17 protein-coding genes are annotated in these 18,370 nt (G+C 67.6%); 8 read left to right on the forward strand and 9 right to left on the reverse strand.

What is annotated here, in order from left to right:
- The first annotated feature begins 75 nt into the window (after positions 1-75).
- The 7 genes from AB0I34_RS24825 to groL (AB0I34_RS24855) are packed head-to-tail and all read left to right on the forward strand — an operon-like array spanning position 76 to position 7,194.
- Positions 76-1,131: a 2Fe-2S iron-sulfur cluster binding domain-containing protein gene (locus AB0I34_RS24825; RefSeq protein WP_360448988.1), complete on the forward strand. Its 1,056-nt coding sequence runs from the start codon at positions 76-78 to the stop codon at positions 1,129-1,131.
- Complete coding sequence (locus AB0I34_RS24830) at positions 1,128-2,312, forward strand: hypothetical protein (protein ID WP_360448991.1); 1,185 nt, start codon at positions 1,128-1,130, stop codon at positions 2,310-2,312. The genes AB0I34_RS24825 and AB0I34_RS24830 overlap by 4 nt, the downstream gene beginning before the upstream one ends.
- Positions 2,309-2,683 carry a propane 2-monooxygenase effector subunit MimD gene (gene mimD / locus AB0I34_RS24835; RefSeq protein WP_360448993.1) on the forward strand — a complete coding sequence of 125 codons (375 nt, stop codon included), beginning with the start codon at positions 2,309-2,311 and terminating at the stop codon, positions 2,681-2,683. The genes AB0I34_RS24830 and mimD (AB0I34_RS24835) overlap by 4 nt, the downstream gene beginning before the upstream one ends.
- 15 nt (positions 2,684-2,698) lie before the next feature.
- Entirely contained in the window at positions 2,699-3,742 is a 1,044-nt protein-coding gene (locus AB0I34_RS24840) for an amidohydrolase family protein (RefSeq protein WP_360448995.1), read from the forward strand.
- On the forward strand, positions 3,742-4,449 hold the full coding sequence (locus AB0I34_RS24845; protein WP_360448997.1) for an iron-sulfur cluster assembly protein: 708 nt from the start codon (positions 3,742-3,744) through the stop codon (positions 4,447-4,449). The genes AB0I34_RS24840 and AB0I34_RS24845 overlap by 1 nt, the downstream gene beginning before the upstream one ends.
- Before the next feature lie 2 nt (positions 4,450-4,451).
- Entirely contained in the window at positions 4,452-5,477 is a 1,026-nt protein-coding gene (locus AB0I34_RS24850; protein WP_360448999.1) for an NAD(P)-dependent alcohol dehydrogenase, read from the forward strand.
- Between the two features lie 22 nt (positions 5,478-5,499).
- A complete protein-coding gene (groL, locus tag AB0I34_RS24855) occupies positions 5,500-7,194 on the forward strand; it encodes a chaperonin GroEL (protein ID WP_360449302.1) in 1,695 nt (564 codons plus the stop codon).
- A 153-nt stretch (positions 7,195-7,347) separates the two neighbouring features.
- Here the strand turns inward: groL (AB0I34_RS24855) and AB0I34_RS24860 are convergent, their stop codons facing one another.
- From AB0I34_RS24860 to AB0I34_RS24900, 9 genes are all read right to left on the reverse strand, one after another.
- Positions 7,348-7,680: a metalloregulator ArsR/SmtB family transcription factor gene (locus AB0I34_RS24860; protein WP_360449001.1), complete on the reverse strand. Its 333-nt coding sequence runs from the start codon at positions 7,678-7,680 to the stop codon at positions 7,348-7,350.
- A 3-nt stretch (positions 7,681-7,683) separates the two neighbouring features.
- Positions 7,684-9,333, reverse strand: a complete 1,650-nt coding sequence (groL, locus tag AB0I34_RS24865; protein WP_360449003.1) for a chaperonin GroEL — start codon at positions 9,331-9,333, stop codon at positions 7,684-7,686.
- 19 nt (positions 9,334-9,352) lie between these two features.
- The gene (locus AB0I34_RS24870) at positions 9,353-10,378 is read right to left on the reverse strand and encodes an NAD(P)-dependent alcohol dehydrogenase (RefSeq protein WP_360449005.1); all 1,026 of its coding nucleotides are present in this window, start codon (positions 10,376-10,378) and stop codon (positions 9,353-9,355) included.
- A complete protein-coding gene (locus tag AB0I34_RS24875) occupies positions 10,375-11,112 on the reverse strand; it encodes an iron-sulfur cluster assembly protein (protein ID WP_360449008.1) in 738 nt (245 codons plus the stop codon). The genes AB0I34_RS24870 and AB0I34_RS24875 overlap by 4 nt, the downstream gene beginning before the upstream one ends.
- Positions 11,109-12,140 (reverse strand): amidohydrolase family protein, encoded by a 1,032-nt coding sequence (locus AB0I34_RS24880; protein WP_360449011.1) that lies wholly within the window; start codon positions 12,138-12,140, stop codon positions 11,109-11,111. The genes AB0I34_RS24875 and AB0I34_RS24880 overlap by 4 nt, the downstream gene beginning before the upstream one ends.
- 84 nt (positions 12,141-12,224) lie before the next feature.
- A complete protein-coding gene (gene mimD, locus AB0I34_RS24885) occupies positions 12,225-12,560 on the reverse strand; it encodes a propane 2-monooxygenase effector subunit MimD (protein ID WP_360449304.1) in 336 nt (111 codons plus the stop codon).
- Positions 12,561-12,562: 2 nt separating this feature from the next.
- Positions 12,563-13,660: an aromatic/alkene monooxygenase hydroxylase subunit beta gene (locus AB0I34_RS24890; protein ID WP_360449013.1), complete on the reverse strand. Its 1,098-nt coding sequence runs from the start codon at positions 13,658-13,660 to the stop codon at positions 12,563-12,565.
- A 1-nt stretch (position 13,661) separates the two neighbouring features.
- Entirely contained in the window at positions 13,662-14,702 is a 1,041-nt protein-coding gene (locus AB0I34_RS24895) for an FAD-binding oxidoreductase (protein WP_360449016.1), read from the reverse strand.
- Positions 14,703-14,781: 79 nt separating this feature from the next.
- On the reverse strand, positions 14,782-16,419 hold the full coding sequence (locus tag AB0I34_RS24900) for a methane monooxygenase (RefSeq protein WP_131515078.1): 1,638 nt from the start codon (positions 16,417-16,419) through the stop codon (positions 14,782-14,784).
- A gap of 187 nt (positions 16,420-16,606) precedes the next feature.
- Between AB0I34_RS24900 and AB0I34_RS24905 the strand changes: the two genes are divergently transcribed.
- Complete coding sequence (locus tag AB0I34_RS24905; RefSeq protein WP_360449019.1) at positions 16,607-18,307, forward strand: helix-turn-helix domain-containing protein; 1,701 nt, start codon at positions 16,607-16,609, stop codon at positions 18,305-18,307.
- Positions 18,308-18,370: the final 63 nt, after the last annotated feature.

Consider the following 18,370-nt stretch of genomic DNA (forward strand, 5'->3'; position numbering starts at 1 on the left):
GGGCGGGCACCCCGTGTCCGCCCGCCCCGGTCCGTCCCCGCAGAGACGTCAGGAACCATGGGCGATAAGCATGTCGTGAGGTTCGAGCCCGTCGGCATCGAGATCGAGGTCGACGAGGATCAGACGATCCTGCGCGCGGCGGCCGAGCAGGGCGTGATGCTCATGCACGGCTGCAAGGAGGGCCAGTGCTCGTCCTGCAAGTCGTTCGTCCTGGACGGCGAGGACATCGAGCTGGACCGCTACTCGACGTTCGCGCTGCCCGAGTACGAACTGGACGAGGGCTACACGCTGTTGTGCCGGGCTCATCCGTACGAGGACCTGACCATCGAGCTGCTGAACTACGACGAGGACATGATCCGGTCCGGGCTGCCGATCCAGGACCGGGTCGCGGAGGTGGTCGCGATCACCCCGGTCACCCACGACCTGCGTCATCTCGTCCTGCGCCTGACCGACCCGGGCGAGCTCAAGTTCTTCCCCGGTCAGTACGTCGACATCCTGGTCCCGGACAGCGAGGCCAGCCGATCGTTCTCGATGGCGAACACGACCAGCCGCGACTCCGGGCAACTGGAGTTCGTGATCAAGGTCTATCCCGGCGGAGTCTTCTCGGAGTTCCTCGACACCCGGCTCAACGTCGGCGACCGGCTGCAGCTGAGCGGGCCGTTCGGGGTCTTCACCCTGCGGGACAATCCGGGCGCCCGGATCGTCTTCGTCGGCGGTGGCGCCGGGATGGCACCGATCCTGTCGCTGCTGCGCTCGATGGCCGAGCGCGGGATCGACCGGCCGGCGACCTACTACTACGGAGCCCGGACCCACCTGGATCTGTGCTTCGACGAGGAGCTCCGGGCGCTGCAGGAGGTCCTGCCGGGGTTCAAGTACGTACCGGCGCTGTCCGAGCCGGCCGAGGACGCCGAGTGGGACGGCGAGGTCGGTCTGATCACCGACGTCGTCCGCCGGCACGAACCGGATCTGGCCGGAGCCGACGCCTATGTCTGCGGTCCACCACCGATGGTGGAGGCCGCGATCCCGCTGCTCGAAGGGCTGGGCGTCGTCACGAAGCACATCTACTACGACAAGTTCACCACGACCGGCGACGCCGGCGACCCGAAGGTGCTGGAGGCAGAGAGCCGATGACCACCACACAAGACTCCCCGACCGAGCGGAGCGTGCCGAAACCGGTCTTCACCGACGCCGAAGCGGGCGCGCGTGTGTTCCCGGACTCGAGTTCACGGCGGTACAACTACTACCAGCCGCAGAAGCGCAAGCAGAGCCACTACGAAGACGTCACGGTCGAGGTGCAGCCGGATCCGCGGCACTACCTCACCCAGGGCTGGCTCTACGGGTTCGCCGACGGACAAGGCGGCTACCCGCTGGAATGGACCGCACTGAAGGCGTGGGGCTCGGACAAGCCCTCACCCCAGCGCGGACCGGGCAGCGGCGGCATGCTCGTCAAGGAGTGGCCGGCCACCGGCTGGCACGAGTTCCGCGACCCGAACGAGGAATGGGAGCTCACGCTCTACCGCTACAACTCCAACGTCGTCCGCCAGGTCACCCAGAACGTCGAGGCCGCCAAGCAGTCGAAGGCCTTCGAGCAGTGGAACACCAACTGGGTCCGCTTCGTCGAGCAGCACATCGGTGCCTGGATGCACGTCGACCACGGTCTCGGCCTGTACCTGTACGCGAACGCGAACCGGCGCGCGCCGACCAACATGCACAACAACGCGATCTCGGTGAACAGCATGCACCGGATCCGGGCCGCGCAGGATCTCGCGCTCTACAACCTGACCCTGTCCGAGGAGCTCGAAGGGTTCGACGGCAGCGCGCACCTGGAGACCTGGAAGTCCGACCCGGCCTGGCAGGGCGTCCGGGACGTCGCCGAGCGGCTGACCGCGATCGACGACTGGTGCGAGGCGATCTTCGCCGCGAACGTCGTGTTCGAGCCACTGGTCGGCGAGCTGTTCCGCAGCCAGCTGGTCCAGCAGGCCGCACCCCGCAACGGCGACTTCGTCACCCCCACCGTGATCGGCGCCGCCGAGTACGACTTCGCCGAGCGCGACCTGCGCTACACCACGGCGATGTTCGAGCTGCTCACCAATGACCGCGAGTTCGCCGACCACAACAAGGCGATCATGCAGGACTGGACGTCGAACTGGGTCTCGCTGGCCCTGTCGGCGGCCCGCACACTGCAGCCGCTGTGGTCGCAGCCGGACGCGAAACCACCACGGTTCGAGGACGGACTCGACCGCGTCAAGAGCCGCTTCAGCGGCATCGTCACCTCGCTGGGTCTCGAGGAACCGAAGGAGTTGGCACAGTGACCACGCTCAAGGCAGTCGTCGAGAGCCCCTTCAAGTCGGACAACACCGCATCCAACCGGTGCGGCGTCACGCTGATGAACAACCAGGTCGGGGCGGTCGTCGCCGACGTGATGAGAGGGCTGGACAACGTCACGGTGACGCCGCTGCCCTCGATGATCCGCGTCGACGCGGTCGGCAAGATGGAGTTCATCTACGACGACATCTCCGAGGCGCTCGGTGAGGAGCCCGGGTACTTCGACCAGGCCGAGTTCGAGGAGAACATGTCGACCCACTACGGGCGCATGGTCCACCTCGACGACCGGACGATCATGTTCGCCAATCCAGAGGACGCGGCCGAATACATCGGGTTCGACCTGTCGGCTTCCAAGTAAAAAGAGGAGGGCCGGATGTACGAGAAGGACGGTCAGAAGTACTTCGTCGTCGACAGTCACATGCACTACTGGGACGCCTCGCCGGACAACTGGGTGCCAGGCGCCGAGCAGTACGCGAAGGGCTGGATCGAGTGTTTCCACGCCTATCAGAGCCTCGCGCCGAAGGAGACCCACTGGACCATCGAGAAGTTCATGAAGTACTCCGAGGACGACCTGATGAAGGACGTCTTCGAGGACGGCTACGTGGACGTCGCGGTGTTCCAGCCGACGTACCTGAAGGAGTGGTACACCGAAGGATTCAACACCACCGAGAGGAACGCGGCGCTGGGTGAGAAGCACCCAGGCATGTTCGTCCACAACACCCGGTTCGACCCGCGCGACGGCGACATCGGGATCGAGGAACTGAAGGCCAACGTCGACCGGTACGGCTCGCGCGGCGTCAAGCTCTACACCGCCGAGTGGAACGCCGGTTCCCGGGGTTACAAGCTGACCGACCCCGCGGCGTACCGCTATCTGGAGAAGGCGCAGGAGTTCGGGATCAAGAACATCCATGTCCACAAGGGCCCCACGATCTGGCCGCTGGACAAGGACGCGTTCGACGTCTCCGACGTGGATCACGCCGCGACCGACTTCCCCGAGCTCAACTTCATCGTCGAGCACGTGGGACTGCCGCGGATCGAGGACTTCTGCTTCATGGCGACCCAGGAACCCAACGTGTACGCCGGCCTGTCGGTCGTCATCGGCGGCCTGATGCACGCCCGGCCGCGGTTCTTCGCGAAGGTGATGGGCGAGCTGCTGTTCTGGGTCGGCGAGGACAAGATGACCTTCGGCAGCGACTACGGCATCTGGGAGCCGAAGTGGCAGATCGAGGGCTTCGTCGACTGGGAGTTCCCCGACGGCGACGAGTTCTCCGACTACCCACGACTCGGAGTGGAGGGCAAGAAGAAGATCCTGGGCCTGAACGCTGCGAAGCTGTACGACCTCAAGGTCCCCGACGAGCTCCAGCTCAAGGAGGCGGAGCCGGCCGCGCAGGACGACGCCAAGCTGGTCACCCAGTAATGACGGCGGTGACTGGGGAGAAGTCCCGGGTCCTGACCGCGCTGGACGCGGTCCGGGATCCGGAGCTGGACGAGCCGATCACGACGCTGGGTTTCGTGTCCACCTGCGTCGTGTCGGCCGCCGGTGACGTCGTGGTGCGGTTGCGGCTGCCGACGTACTTCTGTGCGCCCAACTTCGCCTTCCTGATGGTCGCCGACGCGTACGACGTGGTCGCCGCCCTGCCCGGCGTCCGCGGTGTCGACGTCGCGCTCGTGGACCACTTCGCGTCCGACCAGATCAACGCCGGGGTGGCGGCTCGGGCCGGATTCGCCGCCTCGTTCACGGGCGAGGCGGACGGCGAGCTCGACGAGCTGCGCCGGACCTTCGTGACCAAGGCGATGCTGGCCGGGACGGACCAGGTGTGCCGGCCGCTGCGGGCCGCCGGCGCCGATCCGGCCCGGCTCGCCACGATGACACTCGGCGACGTCCCCGCGTCTGCCGAATTGGAGCGGCTGCTGCGGCGGCGGGCCGAACTCGGGCTGCGCACCGATCCCTCCGCTCCGCTCCTCGTCGACCCCGGCACCGGCTCCCCCATCACCGGTGCCGAGGCGACGAGGCATCTCGGGTTGGCCCGCGTCACCCGGACCGGGATCGAGGCCAACACCGGCATCTGCAGGGGAATGCTGCGCCACCGGTACGCCGAAGCCGGCGTCGGCGAGGAGGAGTAGGGATGAAGGCCGTTCGACTGCACGGATACCACCAGCAGCCGGTCATCGACGACGTACCGGAACCGGTCGTCAAGGGCCCGCTGGACGTCATCGTCAAGATCGGCGGCGCCGGGGTGTGCCGCACCGACCTGCACATCATCGAAGGCCAGTGGGCCGAAGCGATGCACCCGGCCCTGCCGTACACGATCGGCCACGAGAACGCCGGCTGGGTGCACGAGATCGGTTCGGCGGTGACCAACGTCCAGGTCGGTGACACGGTCATCCTGCACCCGACCCCGACCTGCGGACTCTGCGCCGCCTGCCGGGCCGGCAACGACATGCACTGCGCGCAGAGCAGTTTCCCGGGTCTCGACAGCGACGGCGGCATGGCGGAGTACCTGCTCACGTCGGCGCGTGCCTGCGTGAAGCTCGACCCGAGCACCCGGCCCCAGGACGTCGCGGCGCTGGCCGATGCCGGCATCACGGCGTACCACGCGGTCCGCAAGGCGATCCCGCTCCTCCCGCCCGGCACGACGTGCGTCGTGATCGGTGCCGGCGGTCTCGGGCACATCGGGATCCAGTGCCTGGCCGCGCTCACCGCGACCAGGATCATCGTCGTCGACCGCAACCCGGAGGCCCTGAAGCTGGCCGAGCAGCTCGGCGCCGATCAGACAGTGGTTGCCGACGGCAAACAGGTGGAGACGGTCCTCGACCTGACCGGCGGCGTCGGCGCGAACGTCGTACTCGACTTCGTCGCCGAACAGGGTGCGGAGCAGGACGGCTTCGCGATGACCGCACCGGCCGGTTCGTACTTCGTCATCGGGTACGGCGGCCAGGTCCAGATCCCGACCCTCGACATCATCTCGACCGAGCGCAACATCATCGGCAACATCGTCGGCACGTTCAACGAACTGGCCGAGCTGATGGCGCTCGCCCAGGCCGGGAAGGTCACCCTGCACACCAGGACCTACCCGCTGGACGCGGCCGTCGATGCGGTCGCCGATCTCGACGCCGGCCGGGTCCGCGGCCGCGCGATCCTCGTTCCGTAAGTCACGACCGACCGGGAGGGCTCTGATGGCCAAGGAACTGCGATTCGGTGAGCAGGCCCGCGACCTGCTGCTGTCCGGAGTGGACCAGCTGGCGGACGCGGTGAAATCGACCCTGGGCCCGAAGGGCCGCAACGTGATCCTGGAGAAGATCACCGGATCGCCGGTGGTCACCAACGACGGCGTGACCATCGCCCGGGAGATCCATCTGAAGAACCAGTTCGAGAACATGGGCGCCCAGCTGGTCAAGGAAGCCGCGATCAAGACCAACGACATCGTCGGCGACGGAACCACCACGGCGACCGTGATCGCCCAGGCGATCATCCGCGAGGGCATGGCCGCGATCAGCACCGGCGGGAACCCGGTGCTGGTGAAGCGCGGCATCGACATGGCCGTGGCCCGGTTGGTGGAGCGGCTCCGCGAGGTGGCGCACCCGGTCGCCACCGAGCACGACTTCGCCCGGGTCGCGGCCATCTCGGCCAACGACGACGACATGGTCGGCGCCGTCATCGCGAACGCCCTCTACACCGTCGGCGACGGCGGCATCGTCACCATCGAGGAGTCGGCCGCGCACGGCATGCGGGTCGACTTCGTCGAGGGCTTCGAGTTCGACAACGGCTACCTGTCGCCGTACATGGTCACGGATCCCGGCAGCCTGCAGGCCGTGCTGGACGACCCCTACATCCTGTTGTGCAGCGAGAAGATCACCAAGGTGCAGGAGATCATGCCGCTGCTGGACAAGATCATGCGGGAACCGAAGCCGCTGGTGATCCTCGCGGAGAACCTCGAGGGCACCGCGCTCAGCATGCTGGTGCACAACCACGTGAACCGCCTCTTCCAGTGCGTGGCGGTCAAGGCGCCGGGCTTCGGTGACCGGCGGCTGCACAAACTGGAGGACATCGCGGCGATCACCGGCGGCGCGGTCTACAGCCGCCACTCCGGTTTCACCCTCGAGACGATGCGGCTCGAGCAGCTCGGCCGGGCGGACCAGGTCAGGGTGACCGCGGACCGTACGGCGATCGTCGCCGAGTCCGGGCACGAGAAGGACGTCGAGTTCCGGATCACGCAGTTGCGTGCCGAGTTGGAGCGGGCGACGTTCGGGGTCGACGAGGACGTTCTCACCGAGCGGATCGGTGCATTGTCCGGCAGGGTCGCGGTGATCCGGGTCGGTGCCCCGACGCCGGCCGAGCTGAAGGAACTGCAGCACCGGGTCGAGGACGCATTGTCGGCGACCCGCGCCGCGATGGCCGAGGGCATCGTCGCCGGTGGCGGGATGGCCCTGCTCCATGCGGAGTCGGCGCTCGACAGTCTCGACGTCAAGGACGACTACGCCACCGGTGTGAAGATCGTCCGGCGGGCGCTGCGCGAACCGGCGTACCTGATCGCCGCGAACGCCGGCTACAACGGCGCGGAGGTCCTGGAACGGACCTCGCAGCTCGGAGTCGACGAAGGCTTCGACGCGCTCGAAGGCAAGTACGGCAACATGCTCGACATGGGGATCGTCGATCCCCTCCGCGTTGCCCGCTCAGCACTACAGAACGGCGCCTCGGTCGCCGGCCTGCTGCTCACCACCAACACATTGGTCGCCGAGGAGCAGACACCGTGGGGCGGCAGCGCGGCCCTGATGACCGAGTACGGCGCTCTGGACGAAGGGCTGCACCAGCCCTCCCCCGACTCCAGCACACCTCAGTCCCTGGGTCTCGGCCCGTCGGTCGGCTGACCCCTCACCGCCCGCCGGCTCGAACCTTCCGCTCGAGCCGGCGGTGCCATGTCTGGGCGCCTCGCCAACAGGTTGACCACCGGCGGGTTGTTTGCCCGATGACCGGTTGTTTGCCGCCAGCGACGAAATAACCCGCCAGCGGGCGGGTCGCGTTCAGGCTCTGAGGCGGAGGGGTGGGTCGGGCGCGAGTGTGCCGTCGGGGGCGATGTGGGCGAGGATCTGGTCGACCAGGGCCACGATGTGCGGATCGTCGACGGTGTAGATGTGGCGCCTGCCCTCCCGACGCAGCGAGATGAGACCGGCCAGGCGGAGTTTGGCGAGGTGTTGGCTGGCCGTGGTGATGCTGACGCCGGCGCGATCGGCCAGCGTGCCCACGTCGTACTCGCCGTTGGTGGCGAGCCAGACCAGGTGCAGCCGCACGGGCGCGACGAGCAGCCCAAGGGTGCGGGCCGCGGCGTGCAGCTGCAGACTGGTCGGCTCGGTCATGACTCAGTAGATGTTGGACGGACGGACCATGCCTTCGGCCAGGTCGCCGAAGCCGGGGGCCATGATCGCACCGGGGTTGCCGAGGATCTCCTCGACGACCGCGGTCTCGGTGGTGATCAGGAGCGCCGCGATCGACGCCGCACTTTCCAGCGCTGCCCGGGTGACCTTGAGCGGGTCCATCACACCTTCGTCGAACATGTCGGCGTACTGGCCGGTGAGCGCGTTGAAGCCGGTGCCGAGCGGCTGGCTCGCGACCTTGGCGACGACCTCGTCACCGTCGTACCCCGCGTTGATCGCGATCCATCGCAGCGGCTCGGGCAACGCCCGCCGGACGACCTCGCGGCCGACCGCGGCGTCACCGGTCAGCTCGACCCGTGACACTGCCTCCTGTGCCTGGACGAGCGCCGTACCTCCGCCGGCCACCACGCCCTCTTCGACCGCGGCGCGGGTCGCGGCCAGCGAGTCCTCGACCCGCAGCATCCGCTCCTTGCGCTCGACGCTCGTCGCGCCGCCCACCTGGATGACAGCCACCCGCCCGGACAGCCGGGCCATCCGCAGCTGCAGGTTGTCCCGGTCGGCGTCGATCCTGGCCCGCTCGAACTGCGTCTCCAGCTGGGTCAGCCGCGCGTCCACCAGGTTCGCGTCGCCGTGACCGCCGACGATCGTCGTCCGGTCCTCGGTGATCGTGATCCGGTCGCACGACCCGAGGTGGTTCAGCGCGACCTCGGCCAGGTCCAACCCGGTGTCGGTCGCGATGACCTGACCGCCCAAAGCCACCGCGAGGTCCTCGAGCTCGGCCACGCGGCGGTGCCCGAAGCCGGGAGCCCGGACGACGACCGACCGCATCGTGTTGTGCATGTTGCCGCCGACAAGCAGTTGCAACGCCGGACCGTCGACGTCCTCGGCGAGTACGACGAGCGGCCGGTCCGCACGCTTGGCCGCCTCGACCGTCGGCATGATGTCCTGCACCTGGGAGATCTTCTTGTTGGTGAGCAGGATGACCGGGTTCTCGTAGACGGCCTCCATCCGCTCCTTGTCGGTGACCATGTACAGCGACACATAACCGTGGTCGAACTCGATCCCGTCCACGACCTCGACCGACAGACCGATGGCATCGGACTCTTCCGTGGTGACGACGCCGTTGCGGCCGACCCGGGTGACCGCCTCGGCGATGACCTCACCGATCGTCTCGTCGTCGCTGGCGGCCAGCGTCGCGATGTGCCGCAGGTCGTCCGGGCCGCCGACCTCGGCCGCCCACGAGCGCAGCGTCTCGACCACGACCGGCACCGTCTGCTCGATGCCACGACGTACCCGCATCGGGTTCGCCCCGGCGTCGACCGCGCGCAGCCCCTCGCGGACCATCGCCTGCGCCAGCACGGTCGCGGTCGTGGTGCCGTCGCCGACGACACCGTTGGTGTTCATCGCGACCTCCTTCACCAGCTGGGCGCCCATGTTCGCGAACGGCTCGCGCAGCTGGATCTCCTTCGCGATCGTCACGCCGTCGTTGGTGATGGTCGGCGGGCCGGTCAGCTTCTCCAGGACGGCGTTGCGCCCCTTCGGGCCGAGCGTCACCTTGATCGCGTCGGCGAGCGAGTTCACGCCGGACTCGAGCAGCCGGCGTGCCTCCTCGTTGAACCGCAGTTCCTTTGCCATGGTCAGACCACCTTTCGGGTCACGGGATGAGAATCGCCCGGCCGCGGACCTTGCCCGCGTCGAGGTCATCGAGAGCCTGCTGGAAGTCGGCGAGTGGGTACTTCGTGGTGTGCAGGGCGACCTTGCCCTGCGCGGCCAGCACCATCAGTTCCTGCAGATCGGTGTAGGAGCCGACCAGGTTGCCGACGAAGTTGATCTCGGTCGAGATGATGTCGATCGTCGGTACGACGAGGTCCTCGCCGTACCCGACGACGTAGTAGTTGCCGGCCCGGCGGAGCATCCGGACGCCCTCGGAGGTGGCGCCGCCTTCGCCGACGAAGTCGACGACCGCCTCCGCGCCCTTCCCGCCGGTCAGCGCGAGTACGTCCTCCACCTGGGTGCCGTTGGCAACAATGCCGTGATCGGCTCCGATCGCCACGGCCAGCTCGACCGCCGCCGGGTTGCGGTCGACCACGACCAGGGTCGCGGCCGAGATCGCCTTCAATACCTGGATGCCGATGTGGCCAAGACCGCCTGCTCCGATCAGCACGCAGACGTCCCCGGGCCGGGTCGCCCGGGCCACCTTGGCCGCCGCGTGGTACGCCGTCAGTCCGGCATCCGCGAGTGCGGCTACGTCGGCCGGCTCGAGGCTGTCGTCGATCCGGACCACACTGCGGGCAGTGGTCCGCAGGTAGTCGGCGTACCCGCCGTCGGTGTCGATGCCCGGGAACCGGCTGTTCTCGCAGTGCACGTCGTCACCGGAGCGGCAGGCACGGCACAGTCCGCAGGTCATCAGTGGATGCAGGATCACCTTGTCGCCCGGCTGGACGTTGGTGACGGCATCGCCGACGGCGTGCACCCAGCCCGCGTTCTCGTGGCCGATCGTGTACGGCAGCGCGACGCCGCTCTTCGCGGCCCACTGCCCTTCGAGGATGTGCAGGTCGGTCCGGCACACCCCCGCGCCGCCGATCCTCACGATCACGTCGAGCGGCCCCTGGATCTCCGGTTCGGGTATGTCGGTGAGCTGCAACTTGGTGTGGTAACCGACTACCTGGACCGCCCTCATGACGTGCTCCTTGCGTTCGTGACTCGGATGGACATGCCGTCGGGCTCCACGTCGGCGTACCGGGTCGCGAGCAGTCCGCGGCAGAAGTGGGAGTTTCCCTCGATCGAGATGCGCACGGCCTTGGCGAACCGGAGCCGCAACGGGACCGCCTCGGCGGCGAGCGGCGCACCGTCCTCGTCCACCAGCACCGGTTCGTCCGGATGTACGCCGAGACCGATCGCGACCCGTCGTCGCAGCAACGCCTCCTTGTGCGGACCTTCCAGCAGATCGGCGAGGGTGACTTCGTGGAGATCGTCGACCGTCATCCCGCTGCCCTTCAGCAGCGCCTCGGCACAGCGCTCCATCGCCGCGGTATGCGCCTTGTGGCGGAAGATCCGGCGCAGTTCGTCCAGACTCGTCTCCGCCTCGACACCGAACGTGCCGACGTACCCGGCGTCGGCGGCCAGGCCGGCGTTGATCTTGTCCGAGTCGTGGTGATCGTCGAGCTGGACCACGACCCGTCCCAGGCCGCCGACGCGCCGGAGCGCGTCGACGGCGTCGGACGCCATCAGGTACGCGAAGTTCGGCGAGCAGAACGACGTCGGCAGCCGCAGATGGACCACGACCTTGGTGTCGTCGACCCGGATCGACCGGACGAACCCCAGCGTTGTGATGGGTTCGTCCAGTTCCGGATCCGTGACCGTCGCCAAGGCGGCCACGATGTCGTCGACCACCGAGGTCGCGACGGCCGTCATGCGCGTGCGCCGGCCGCCACCTCGACAGAGGTGTCACCGGCATCGGTCGGCAGCCGCAGCTCCTGCGGTACGTCGAGGTCGTACAGCGCGGCCGCGTTCAGGCCGAGGATCTTCTTCTTCTGCGCGGTCGTGATCGGCGCGTACTCCGGCAGCTCCGCGGGGATCTGGAAGTCCACGAACTTCTCCACCAGCCACTGGGGCGTCCAGAGCGCGTAGTCGCTGGCGAACAGGATCTTGTCCTCGCCGAGCCAGTAGAGCAGTTCGCCGATGATCTGCGCGAAGTACTTCGGCCGGGCGTGCACGAACGGCATGGCCACCGCGAGACCGCCGTACACGTTGGACTCCTGGGTGGCGATCCAGCAGAAGTCCTCCAGCCGGGGCAGGCCGACGTGCTCGACGATGAAGTTCAGGTCCAGGTAGTCGGTCGCGACCTTGTCGATGTCGGCGACGTCGAACGCGTCCCGGTCGAGCGGGCGGATCGTGGGGCCCTTGTGCACATGGATGTTCTTGATCCCGAGCTTCAGGCACTCCTCCAGGTACCGGCGCGACCACGGGTCGTCGAGCTTGTAACCGCGCGAGTCACCGTGCCACTCGGCGGTGTAGAGCTTCACGCCCTTGAGGTTCATCCGCTCGGCGTCCCGCCGGAGCTGCTCCAGACCCTCCTCGCCGTTGCGCGGGTCGTAGGCGTGGTTGTAGGTCAGCTTGTCCGGGTGCTTGGACGCCAGCCCGAACGCCTCCTCGGTCTGGCCGAACCCGTTCTTGTAGAAATCGCTGAGCAGCGTGGCCTGGAAGATCGCGTGGTCGGCGTACCCGTCGTCGAAGACGTCCTTCATCAACCGGTCGCCGCCGTAGTACGTGTAGGTGTCGTAGTCCCACACCACGTCTTCCGGGCTGAGGTTGCGGTGGTAGTCGTAGAAGCAGTCGATGAACTGCTTGCCGTGCACGTTCTTCAGGTTCGACTCGCGGCCGTCCCAGATGTGTACGTGCGCGTCGACCACGTAGTACTTCTCGCCGTTCTTCTCGTACATGACGTCCTCGCTTCGTGGGTCTGATCTCGGGATGAGCTCCGGTCCGGGCGCGGGCCAGGCCCCGGACCGGAGCGGCACAGCGTGTTAGTGCGCGGTCAGGTCGAAGCCGATGTATTCGGCGGCGTCCTCGGGGCTGGCGAACAGGAGGGTCTTGTCGTCGAGGTGGACCATCCGGCCGTAGTGGGTGGAGCTGATCTCCTCGAACACCGAGCCGTCGAACTCCGAGCCGAGCGCGTCGGTCAGTTCGGCGTAGTCGAAGTCGAGTACGCCGGTCCCGTCGACCCGGATCATCGACGGGTACTCGGTCAGCTCGACGCCGTCCTTGGCGCCCATCACCTGGGCGACGACCCGGCCGACGGGGGTGTTCATCAGGGTCACACCGGTCTTGTTGGAGAACTCGGCGGCAGATCCGAACTGCATGCTCACTTGTCCAGCTCCTTCGGAATGTCCAGCCCGAGGTCCTCGAGCAGGGAACGGAACTTCTGCTTGGCCGCGTCCAGGCTGTCCGCGAACGTGACGGACTTGTCGGCCGGCTGCGACCAGATCGGCTGCAGGGCCTGCGCGGCAGCGATGCAGCGCGGCACCCAGGTCGCCAGCCACTCGCCGAACAGCACCTTGTTGGTCTCGCCGTACTGCTCGTCGCGGGTCAGCAGGCGGAACAGGTTGCGGGTGTAGGCGAGGTCGCGATCGTAGTCGTGCTCGCCGGTGCCGACGATGGTCGGGGTCAGGTAGTCGCCGTTGCGGGCCGCGATCTGCATCACCAGCTCGGTCCGGAACAGCGAGCCGACCAGCTGCTCGAACACGATGTTCGTGGCGAACAGCAACTCGCACCAGTCGCCGACGGCGGTCAGTCGCTCGACCACCTCACGCGTCGGCTGCCACTCCGGGGCGCTCTGCCAGACCTCCTTGTGGGCGGCGCCGTCGAACTCCACCTCGGCCTCGGCAAGGTCGAGGTTGAACAGGGCCAGGTCCTGGGCGAAACGCATCTTGTGGGCGGCGTTGACGGCCACCGCGGTGTTGATCATGTTCGTCGGGCCGGACCGCTGGATGCTGGTGAAGACGTGCAGCGCCAGGCCGTTCTCGGCGTGCATCCAGGCACCGAGGTTGCGTTCGACGAACTTCAGCCAGGCCGGGTTCCAGGCGTCGTACGCCCTGGCCCGCTTGGCGTTCTGCAGGCCCAGGTCGACCTGACGGACGACCGCGGAGTTGTTCCGGTAGATCGTCTGGTTCCACTCCTCGTTCGGGTCGAGGAAGGCGTGCCAGTTCGACGACTTCGCGGCGGTCCACTCCTTCGGGTAGCCGCCGGGGCCGTCGCCGAACCCGTAGATCCAGCCCTGCGTCAGGTGCCGCTCGGGGTCCGGCTGGACGTCGACGGTGACGTCCTCGTACATCGTCGCCCGCAGCTTGGCCGGCTTGTAGTAGTTGTACGACCGGCTCTTCGAGCTCGGGAACTCCAGCGCCCCCGCCTCGGAGTCGGTGAACTCGATCTTGGGGAAACTGCGGTGCTTGGTTTGCTCCATCTCAGACTCCATCGGTAGTCGCTGGGCTGGTGAACTTGTCGTAGAAGACCTGGTCCTTCGGCACGTTGGTTGCCTCCAGCAACGCCAAGGCGGCGTCGACCATCGGCGGCGGACCGCACAGGTAGACCTCGCTGCGGTGCAGCTCCGCCTCCCGCCGCTCGACGATGTCGGTGACGTTGCCCTCCTCGACCACGAGACCGTCCGCATCCGCGGCCGACTCGGACAGGCAGGCCACGAACTCGAAGCCGGCCAGTTCCGCGCCGAGCTCCTGGATCGCGTCGAGGTAGAACAGGTCGCCCGCCGTCCGGGCGCCGTAGTAGAACCGGACCGGACGGGTGCTGCCGGTCTCCCGCAGGTGCCGGAGGATGGACAGGATGGGCGCCATCCCGGCCCCGCCGGCCACGCAGACGACCGGCAGTACGTGGCCGTCCTTCAGCGTGGACGAGCCGTACGGCCCGGTCAGCGACAGTTCGTCGCCGACCGCCAGCTCGCCGTCCAACAGGGCCGAGAACCGGCCGCCCGGGTACTTCTTGATCAGGAACTCGAGGTCGTCCGGCGTCGACTGGGTGGTCGCCATCGAGAACGATCGGTGGTCGTCGGTGCCGGGGATGGTGATGTCGGCGTACTGGCCCGGCTTGAACTCGAACGCCCGCTCGGCCTTCAGCCGGAGCGAGACGATGTCCCGGGTGACCGGCTCGATCGCCACCACCCGGGCGCTCAGCGTCTGGATCGGGACCCCGCCGAGCAGCTCCTCCTCGTCGAAGTTGAGCAGCTCGATCGTGCAGTCACTGAAGGCGTGTGCCCGGCACAGCAGCACGTAGCCCTCGGCAACTTCGGCGTCGTTGCAGGCGAAGGTCGAGTAGCGCTCCATCTGCAGGTCGCCCTCCAGCACGTACGACTTGCAGGCGGAGCACTGCCCCTCCTTGCAGCCGTGCATCAGGTGGATGCCCTGCCGGAACGCCGCGTCGAGGATCTTGTCGTCCTCGGTGACGTCCATCTCGATGTCGACCGGTTCGAAGCGGATCCGGTGGGTGTCGGCCACGTCGGGGCCTCCTCACGCTCGGGTGGAACGACTGGTGGCGACGCTCATCCCCGCGCCGCCACCAGCCGGTTCGGTGGGGTCAGGCGACGGCCTTGGTGCCGTTCGCCTTGTACGCCGCGATGTGCGCCTCGCGCTCGGCGTCGGTCATCTCGTTCAGCAGCACGTTGGGGCTGTTGAACGTGTTGCCGCGAACGTCGTCGAGGGTCCACATCTTCTTCGGGTCGTCCAGGTCCAGGTGCGGCTGACCGATCAGGGTCTTGCCGTCGTCCCGGACGTACCCGAGGTCGGAGACGATGTCGGCCAGGTCCTTGCCGTGGTGCAGCGTCTCCCATTCGCGGAAGCCGGTCAGGCGGCCCATGTTCGGGGTCGGCCGGCCGTCGTACTCACCGCGGAACGCGACCGCGTCGGTCCAGTAGCACGTCTCGGAGCAGTAGGTGCGCCACTGGCCGTCGACCTTCTCGGTCACCATGTCCTCGTGGATCAGCGCCGGCACCATGCAGGTCCAGCAGCGGTGCGGGTACTGGTAGCCGACGTCCTCGAACGCGATCGGCTTGTTCCGGCCCGGGTAGGCCAGCCGGTTGTAGTTCTCCCACCACTTGCCGTACTTCGAGTACCAGCCCGGGTACTTGTCCTCGAACCACTCGAAGTCCTTGTCGGTCATGGCGTCGATCCGCCAGTAGTTGACCGGCCAGCCGGTGGCGAAGAACCGCGCCACCTCGTGCACGTAACCCTTGTCCACGATCCGCTTCCAGGCCTCTTCGACCAGGTCGTGCGGGATGGTGAGTCCGTACTTCTCCAGCGGCAGCAGGTAGCTGCGGTAGTAGTCGTCGTAGATCCACCGGCGCCACATCTCCGCATAGCTCTCACGGTCCTTACGGCGGTCCTTCGTGCCGTACTCGATGAACGTGCCGATGGCCGCGTCCACGACACAGTGGTTGTTCCACCACGCGTACCGCAGGTCGCGCTCGAGCAGCGGCCGGTTGCGCTCGTCGGCCAGCGCCATCAGCAGGATCGAGTACCCGTTGCTGATGTGCCGCGACTCGTCGGACTGGACCGAGTGGAAGACCGTCGGCAGCAGGTAGTCGCCGTTGGCCGCGGCCTCGTCCGGCATGGCCACGAACAGCGTGTTGGTGAAGGCCGTCTCGGCCACCACGGTCAGGTAGATGTTCGCCGCGGTGATCGCGTCACCGGTGATGAACCCCTCACCGAACTGCCGGCCGATGGTGCCCGCGTAGTTGTTCGCGAACGCCTTCTCGGTCATGTCGAACCCGGCCGGGTCGATGTAGTTGTTCATGTACAGCTTCTTGAGGTTCATCTGGATCGTCGAGTGCCGGACCTCGTCGATCATCTGCACCGCGAGCCCGTTGTGGATCTCCGGGTTCGGTACGGCGTCGATCGCCATCGGCATCGCCCGGGCCGCGGAGATCTCCGGGAACGGGATGATGCTGAGGAACAGCTTCTGCCACTCCAGCCAGCGCTGCTGGACCTGGCGGAACATGTTTCCGCGGATGGCGCCGTCCATGGCGCCGTACACGCGGTTGTCCTTCTCCTCCTCCATCGGGAAGTAGGACCGCATGATCTGCTTCAGCGGGTCCTTCTTCGGCGCCTTCTCGAAGGTGTAGTCAGTCCCGAACCGGGTCGCCGGAGTGGCGAAGGTGGGCTCCCACGAGAGTTCGGTGATCTTGGCATGCGCCTTGGTGAGACTCTGCCTGCTCAATGTCTGCCTCCAGGGTCGGGAGCCGGCTTCTGCCCGGCTCCAGCGGTACGGCTGAGCTGCGTTCCAGGCATGAAAGCCGCACCGGTGCGGGCGTTCTGTCTCAATGTGAGACGCGAGTCACAAGCTTGCCAATTACCGTTGGTCGTGTTGTTCTCTCGAAGAGTCAGCCGAGAGGAAGGAGGTGACCATGGCCACCAGACCCGCCGTCCGGGACTCCATCCGGATGTCCTGGCAGCGCTCGGAGGCGTCCCTGGTCGACACCGACCGGCCCGCGCCCGCCTACTTCGACGGTCTCGATCTCGGCACCACGCTGGCCCGGGCGGCCCGGCCGGTGATCGACGCCCTGGCCTCGGAGCTGACCAACGAGCCCGTGTGCATCATCCTGACCGATGCCCGCGGCATCGTCCTGGACCGTCGCGGCGGCGACAAGACACTGATCCGCCGGCTCGACTCCGTCGATCTGGCACCCGGTTTCCGCTACGCCGAGTCCGAGGTCGGGACCAACGGGATCGGCACCGCGCTGGAGGTCGGCGGCCCCATCCTGATCGACGGCGCGGAGCACTACACCGGTGTACTGCGCGGCTTCTCCTGCGCCGGGGCGCCGATCACGCATCCGGTCACCGGCGGCCTGCTCGGGATCCTGGACATCACCACCCAGGCGAAGAACTCCAACGCGATCCTGCTGTCGTTCGCCAAACTCGCGGCCCGGCGGATCCAGGAACGCGTCCTGGAGGAGGCGAACGCCCTCGACCAGGCGCTGCTGACCGAGTACTACGCGGTCTGCCGGCACACCGGAGGCTCGGTGATCGCCCTCGGCGACGAGGTCTTCATGATCAACGCCCATGCCCAGCAGCGCTTCGACTCCACCGACCAGGCCGCGCTGATCGACCGGACCCGGGACGCCCGCGGCGGGACCAAGCCGGTCACATTCCTCGCTGACCTGCCCAGCGGGATCAGTGCCCGGCTGGCGTACCAGCCGACCTTCCTCGGCGACGCCCTGGCCGGCGGGATCGTGCAGATCAAGGAGCAGCGGTCCGGACCCCGCGCGACCGGTGGTGGACGAGTCCCGTCGCTTCCCGGCATGACCGGGACGAGCGCGCTGTGGCGGCACACGACGCAGGAGGTGCTCGACGCCTGTCGCCGGGCGGAGTGGCTCGTCGCCGAAGGTGAGCCGGGTTCAGGCAAGTTGACTCTGCTCCGCGCGGTCCACGACTACAGCTCCCCGGGCCGCCGACTGGCGGTGCTCGATGCCGGCGATCAGGAGGATCTCCTCGCCTGCGCCACCAGCGAACTGGACTCAAGCTCCGATCTCATCATCCGGAACGCCCACCTGCTCTCCGCGGAGGTCATCCAGGGTCTGGTGGACCTCCTGCAGTCGGTGCGCGACAGTTCGGTGGCGCGCGAGCCGTGGGTCGCGCTGACCCTGCTGACCGGACAGTCGCGCGGCCAGGACGAGCTCGGGACGCAGCTACTGCGGTTCTTCCCGCGGACTGTCGCCGTACCTCCGCTGCGTCATCACCTCGAGGACATCCCGGTCCTGGTGCGGTACCTACTCGGCCGAGCCGGCGTCACCAGCGTGACGGTGTCCGGGGCGGCGCTCAACCAACTCATGCGGCTCCCGTGGGCGGGCAACGTGACGCACCTGCGGAAGGTACTGACCGACGTCGCCCGCCGCCGGCGCTCCGGCGTCGTCGAACTGGAAGACCTCCCCGCCGAGTGCCACGCGACAACCCGACGGCACCTTACCCGCATGGAAGCCCTGGAGCGCGACGCCATCGTCGGCGCCCTCGCCTCCCACCACGGCGACAAAACCGCCGCCGCATCGGCCCTCGGCATGTCCCGAGCCACCATCTACCGCAAGATCCGCGACTACGGCATCGTCACCTGATCCGGGTGCCGCCCGCGAGGCCTGCTGAGCTCTTCGAGTAACAGCCTGGACCCCATCCCTGGA

The organism is Kribbella sp. NPDC050281 (genome assembly GCF_040655855.1).
GTDB lineage: Bacteria > Actinomycetota > Actinomycetes > Propionibacteriales > Kribbellaceae > Kribbella.

Coding starts and splice junctions, on each gene's coding strand:
- AB0I34_RS24875 (WP_360449008.1), bottom strand. CDS start 11,112: ATGACGGCCGTCGCGACCTCGGTGGTCGACGACATCGTGGCCGCCTTG.
- AB0I34_RS24840 (WP_360448995.1), top strand. CDS start 2,699: ATGTACGAGAAGGACGGTCAGAAGTACTTCGTCGTCGACAGTCACATG.
- groL (WP_360449003.1), bottom strand. CDS start 9,333: ATGGCAAAGGAACTGCGGTTCAACGAGGAGGCACGCCGGCTGCTCGAG.
- AB0I34_RS24845 (WP_360448997.1), top strand. CDS start 3,742: ATGACGGCGGTGACTGGGGAGAAGTCCCGGGTCCTGACCGCGCTGGAC.
- AB0I34_RS24860 (WP_360449001.1), bottom strand. CDS start 7,680: ATGACCGAGCCGACCAGTCTGCAGCTGCACGCCGCGGCCCGCACCCTT.
- AB0I34_RS24850 (WP_360448999.1), top strand. CDS start 4,452: ATGAAGGCCGTTCGACTGCACGGATACCACCAGCAGCCGGTCATCGAC.
- AB0I34_RS24830 (WP_360448991.1), top strand. CDS start 1,128: ATGACCACCACACAAGACTCCCCGACCGAGCGGAGCGTGCCGAAACCG.
- mimD (WP_360449304.1), bottom strand. CDS start 12,560: ATGCAGTTCGGATCTGCCGCCGAGTTCTCCAACAAGACCGGTGTGACC.
- AB0I34_RS24890 (WP_360449013.1), bottom strand. CDS start 13,660: ATGGAGCAAACCAAGCACCGCAGTTTCCCCAAGATCGAGTTCACCGAC.
- AB0I34_RS24880 (WP_360449011.1), bottom strand. CDS start 12,140: ATGTACGAGAAGAACGGCGAGAAGTACTACGTGGTCGACGCGCACGTA.
- AB0I34_RS24870 (WP_360449005.1), bottom strand. CDS start 10,378: ATGAGGGCGGTCCAGGTAGTCGGTTACCACACCAAGTTGCAGCTCACC.
- AB0I34_RS24905 (WP_360449019.1), top strand. CDS start 16,607: ATGGCCACCAGACCCGCCGTCCGGGACTCCATCCGGATGTCCTGGCAG.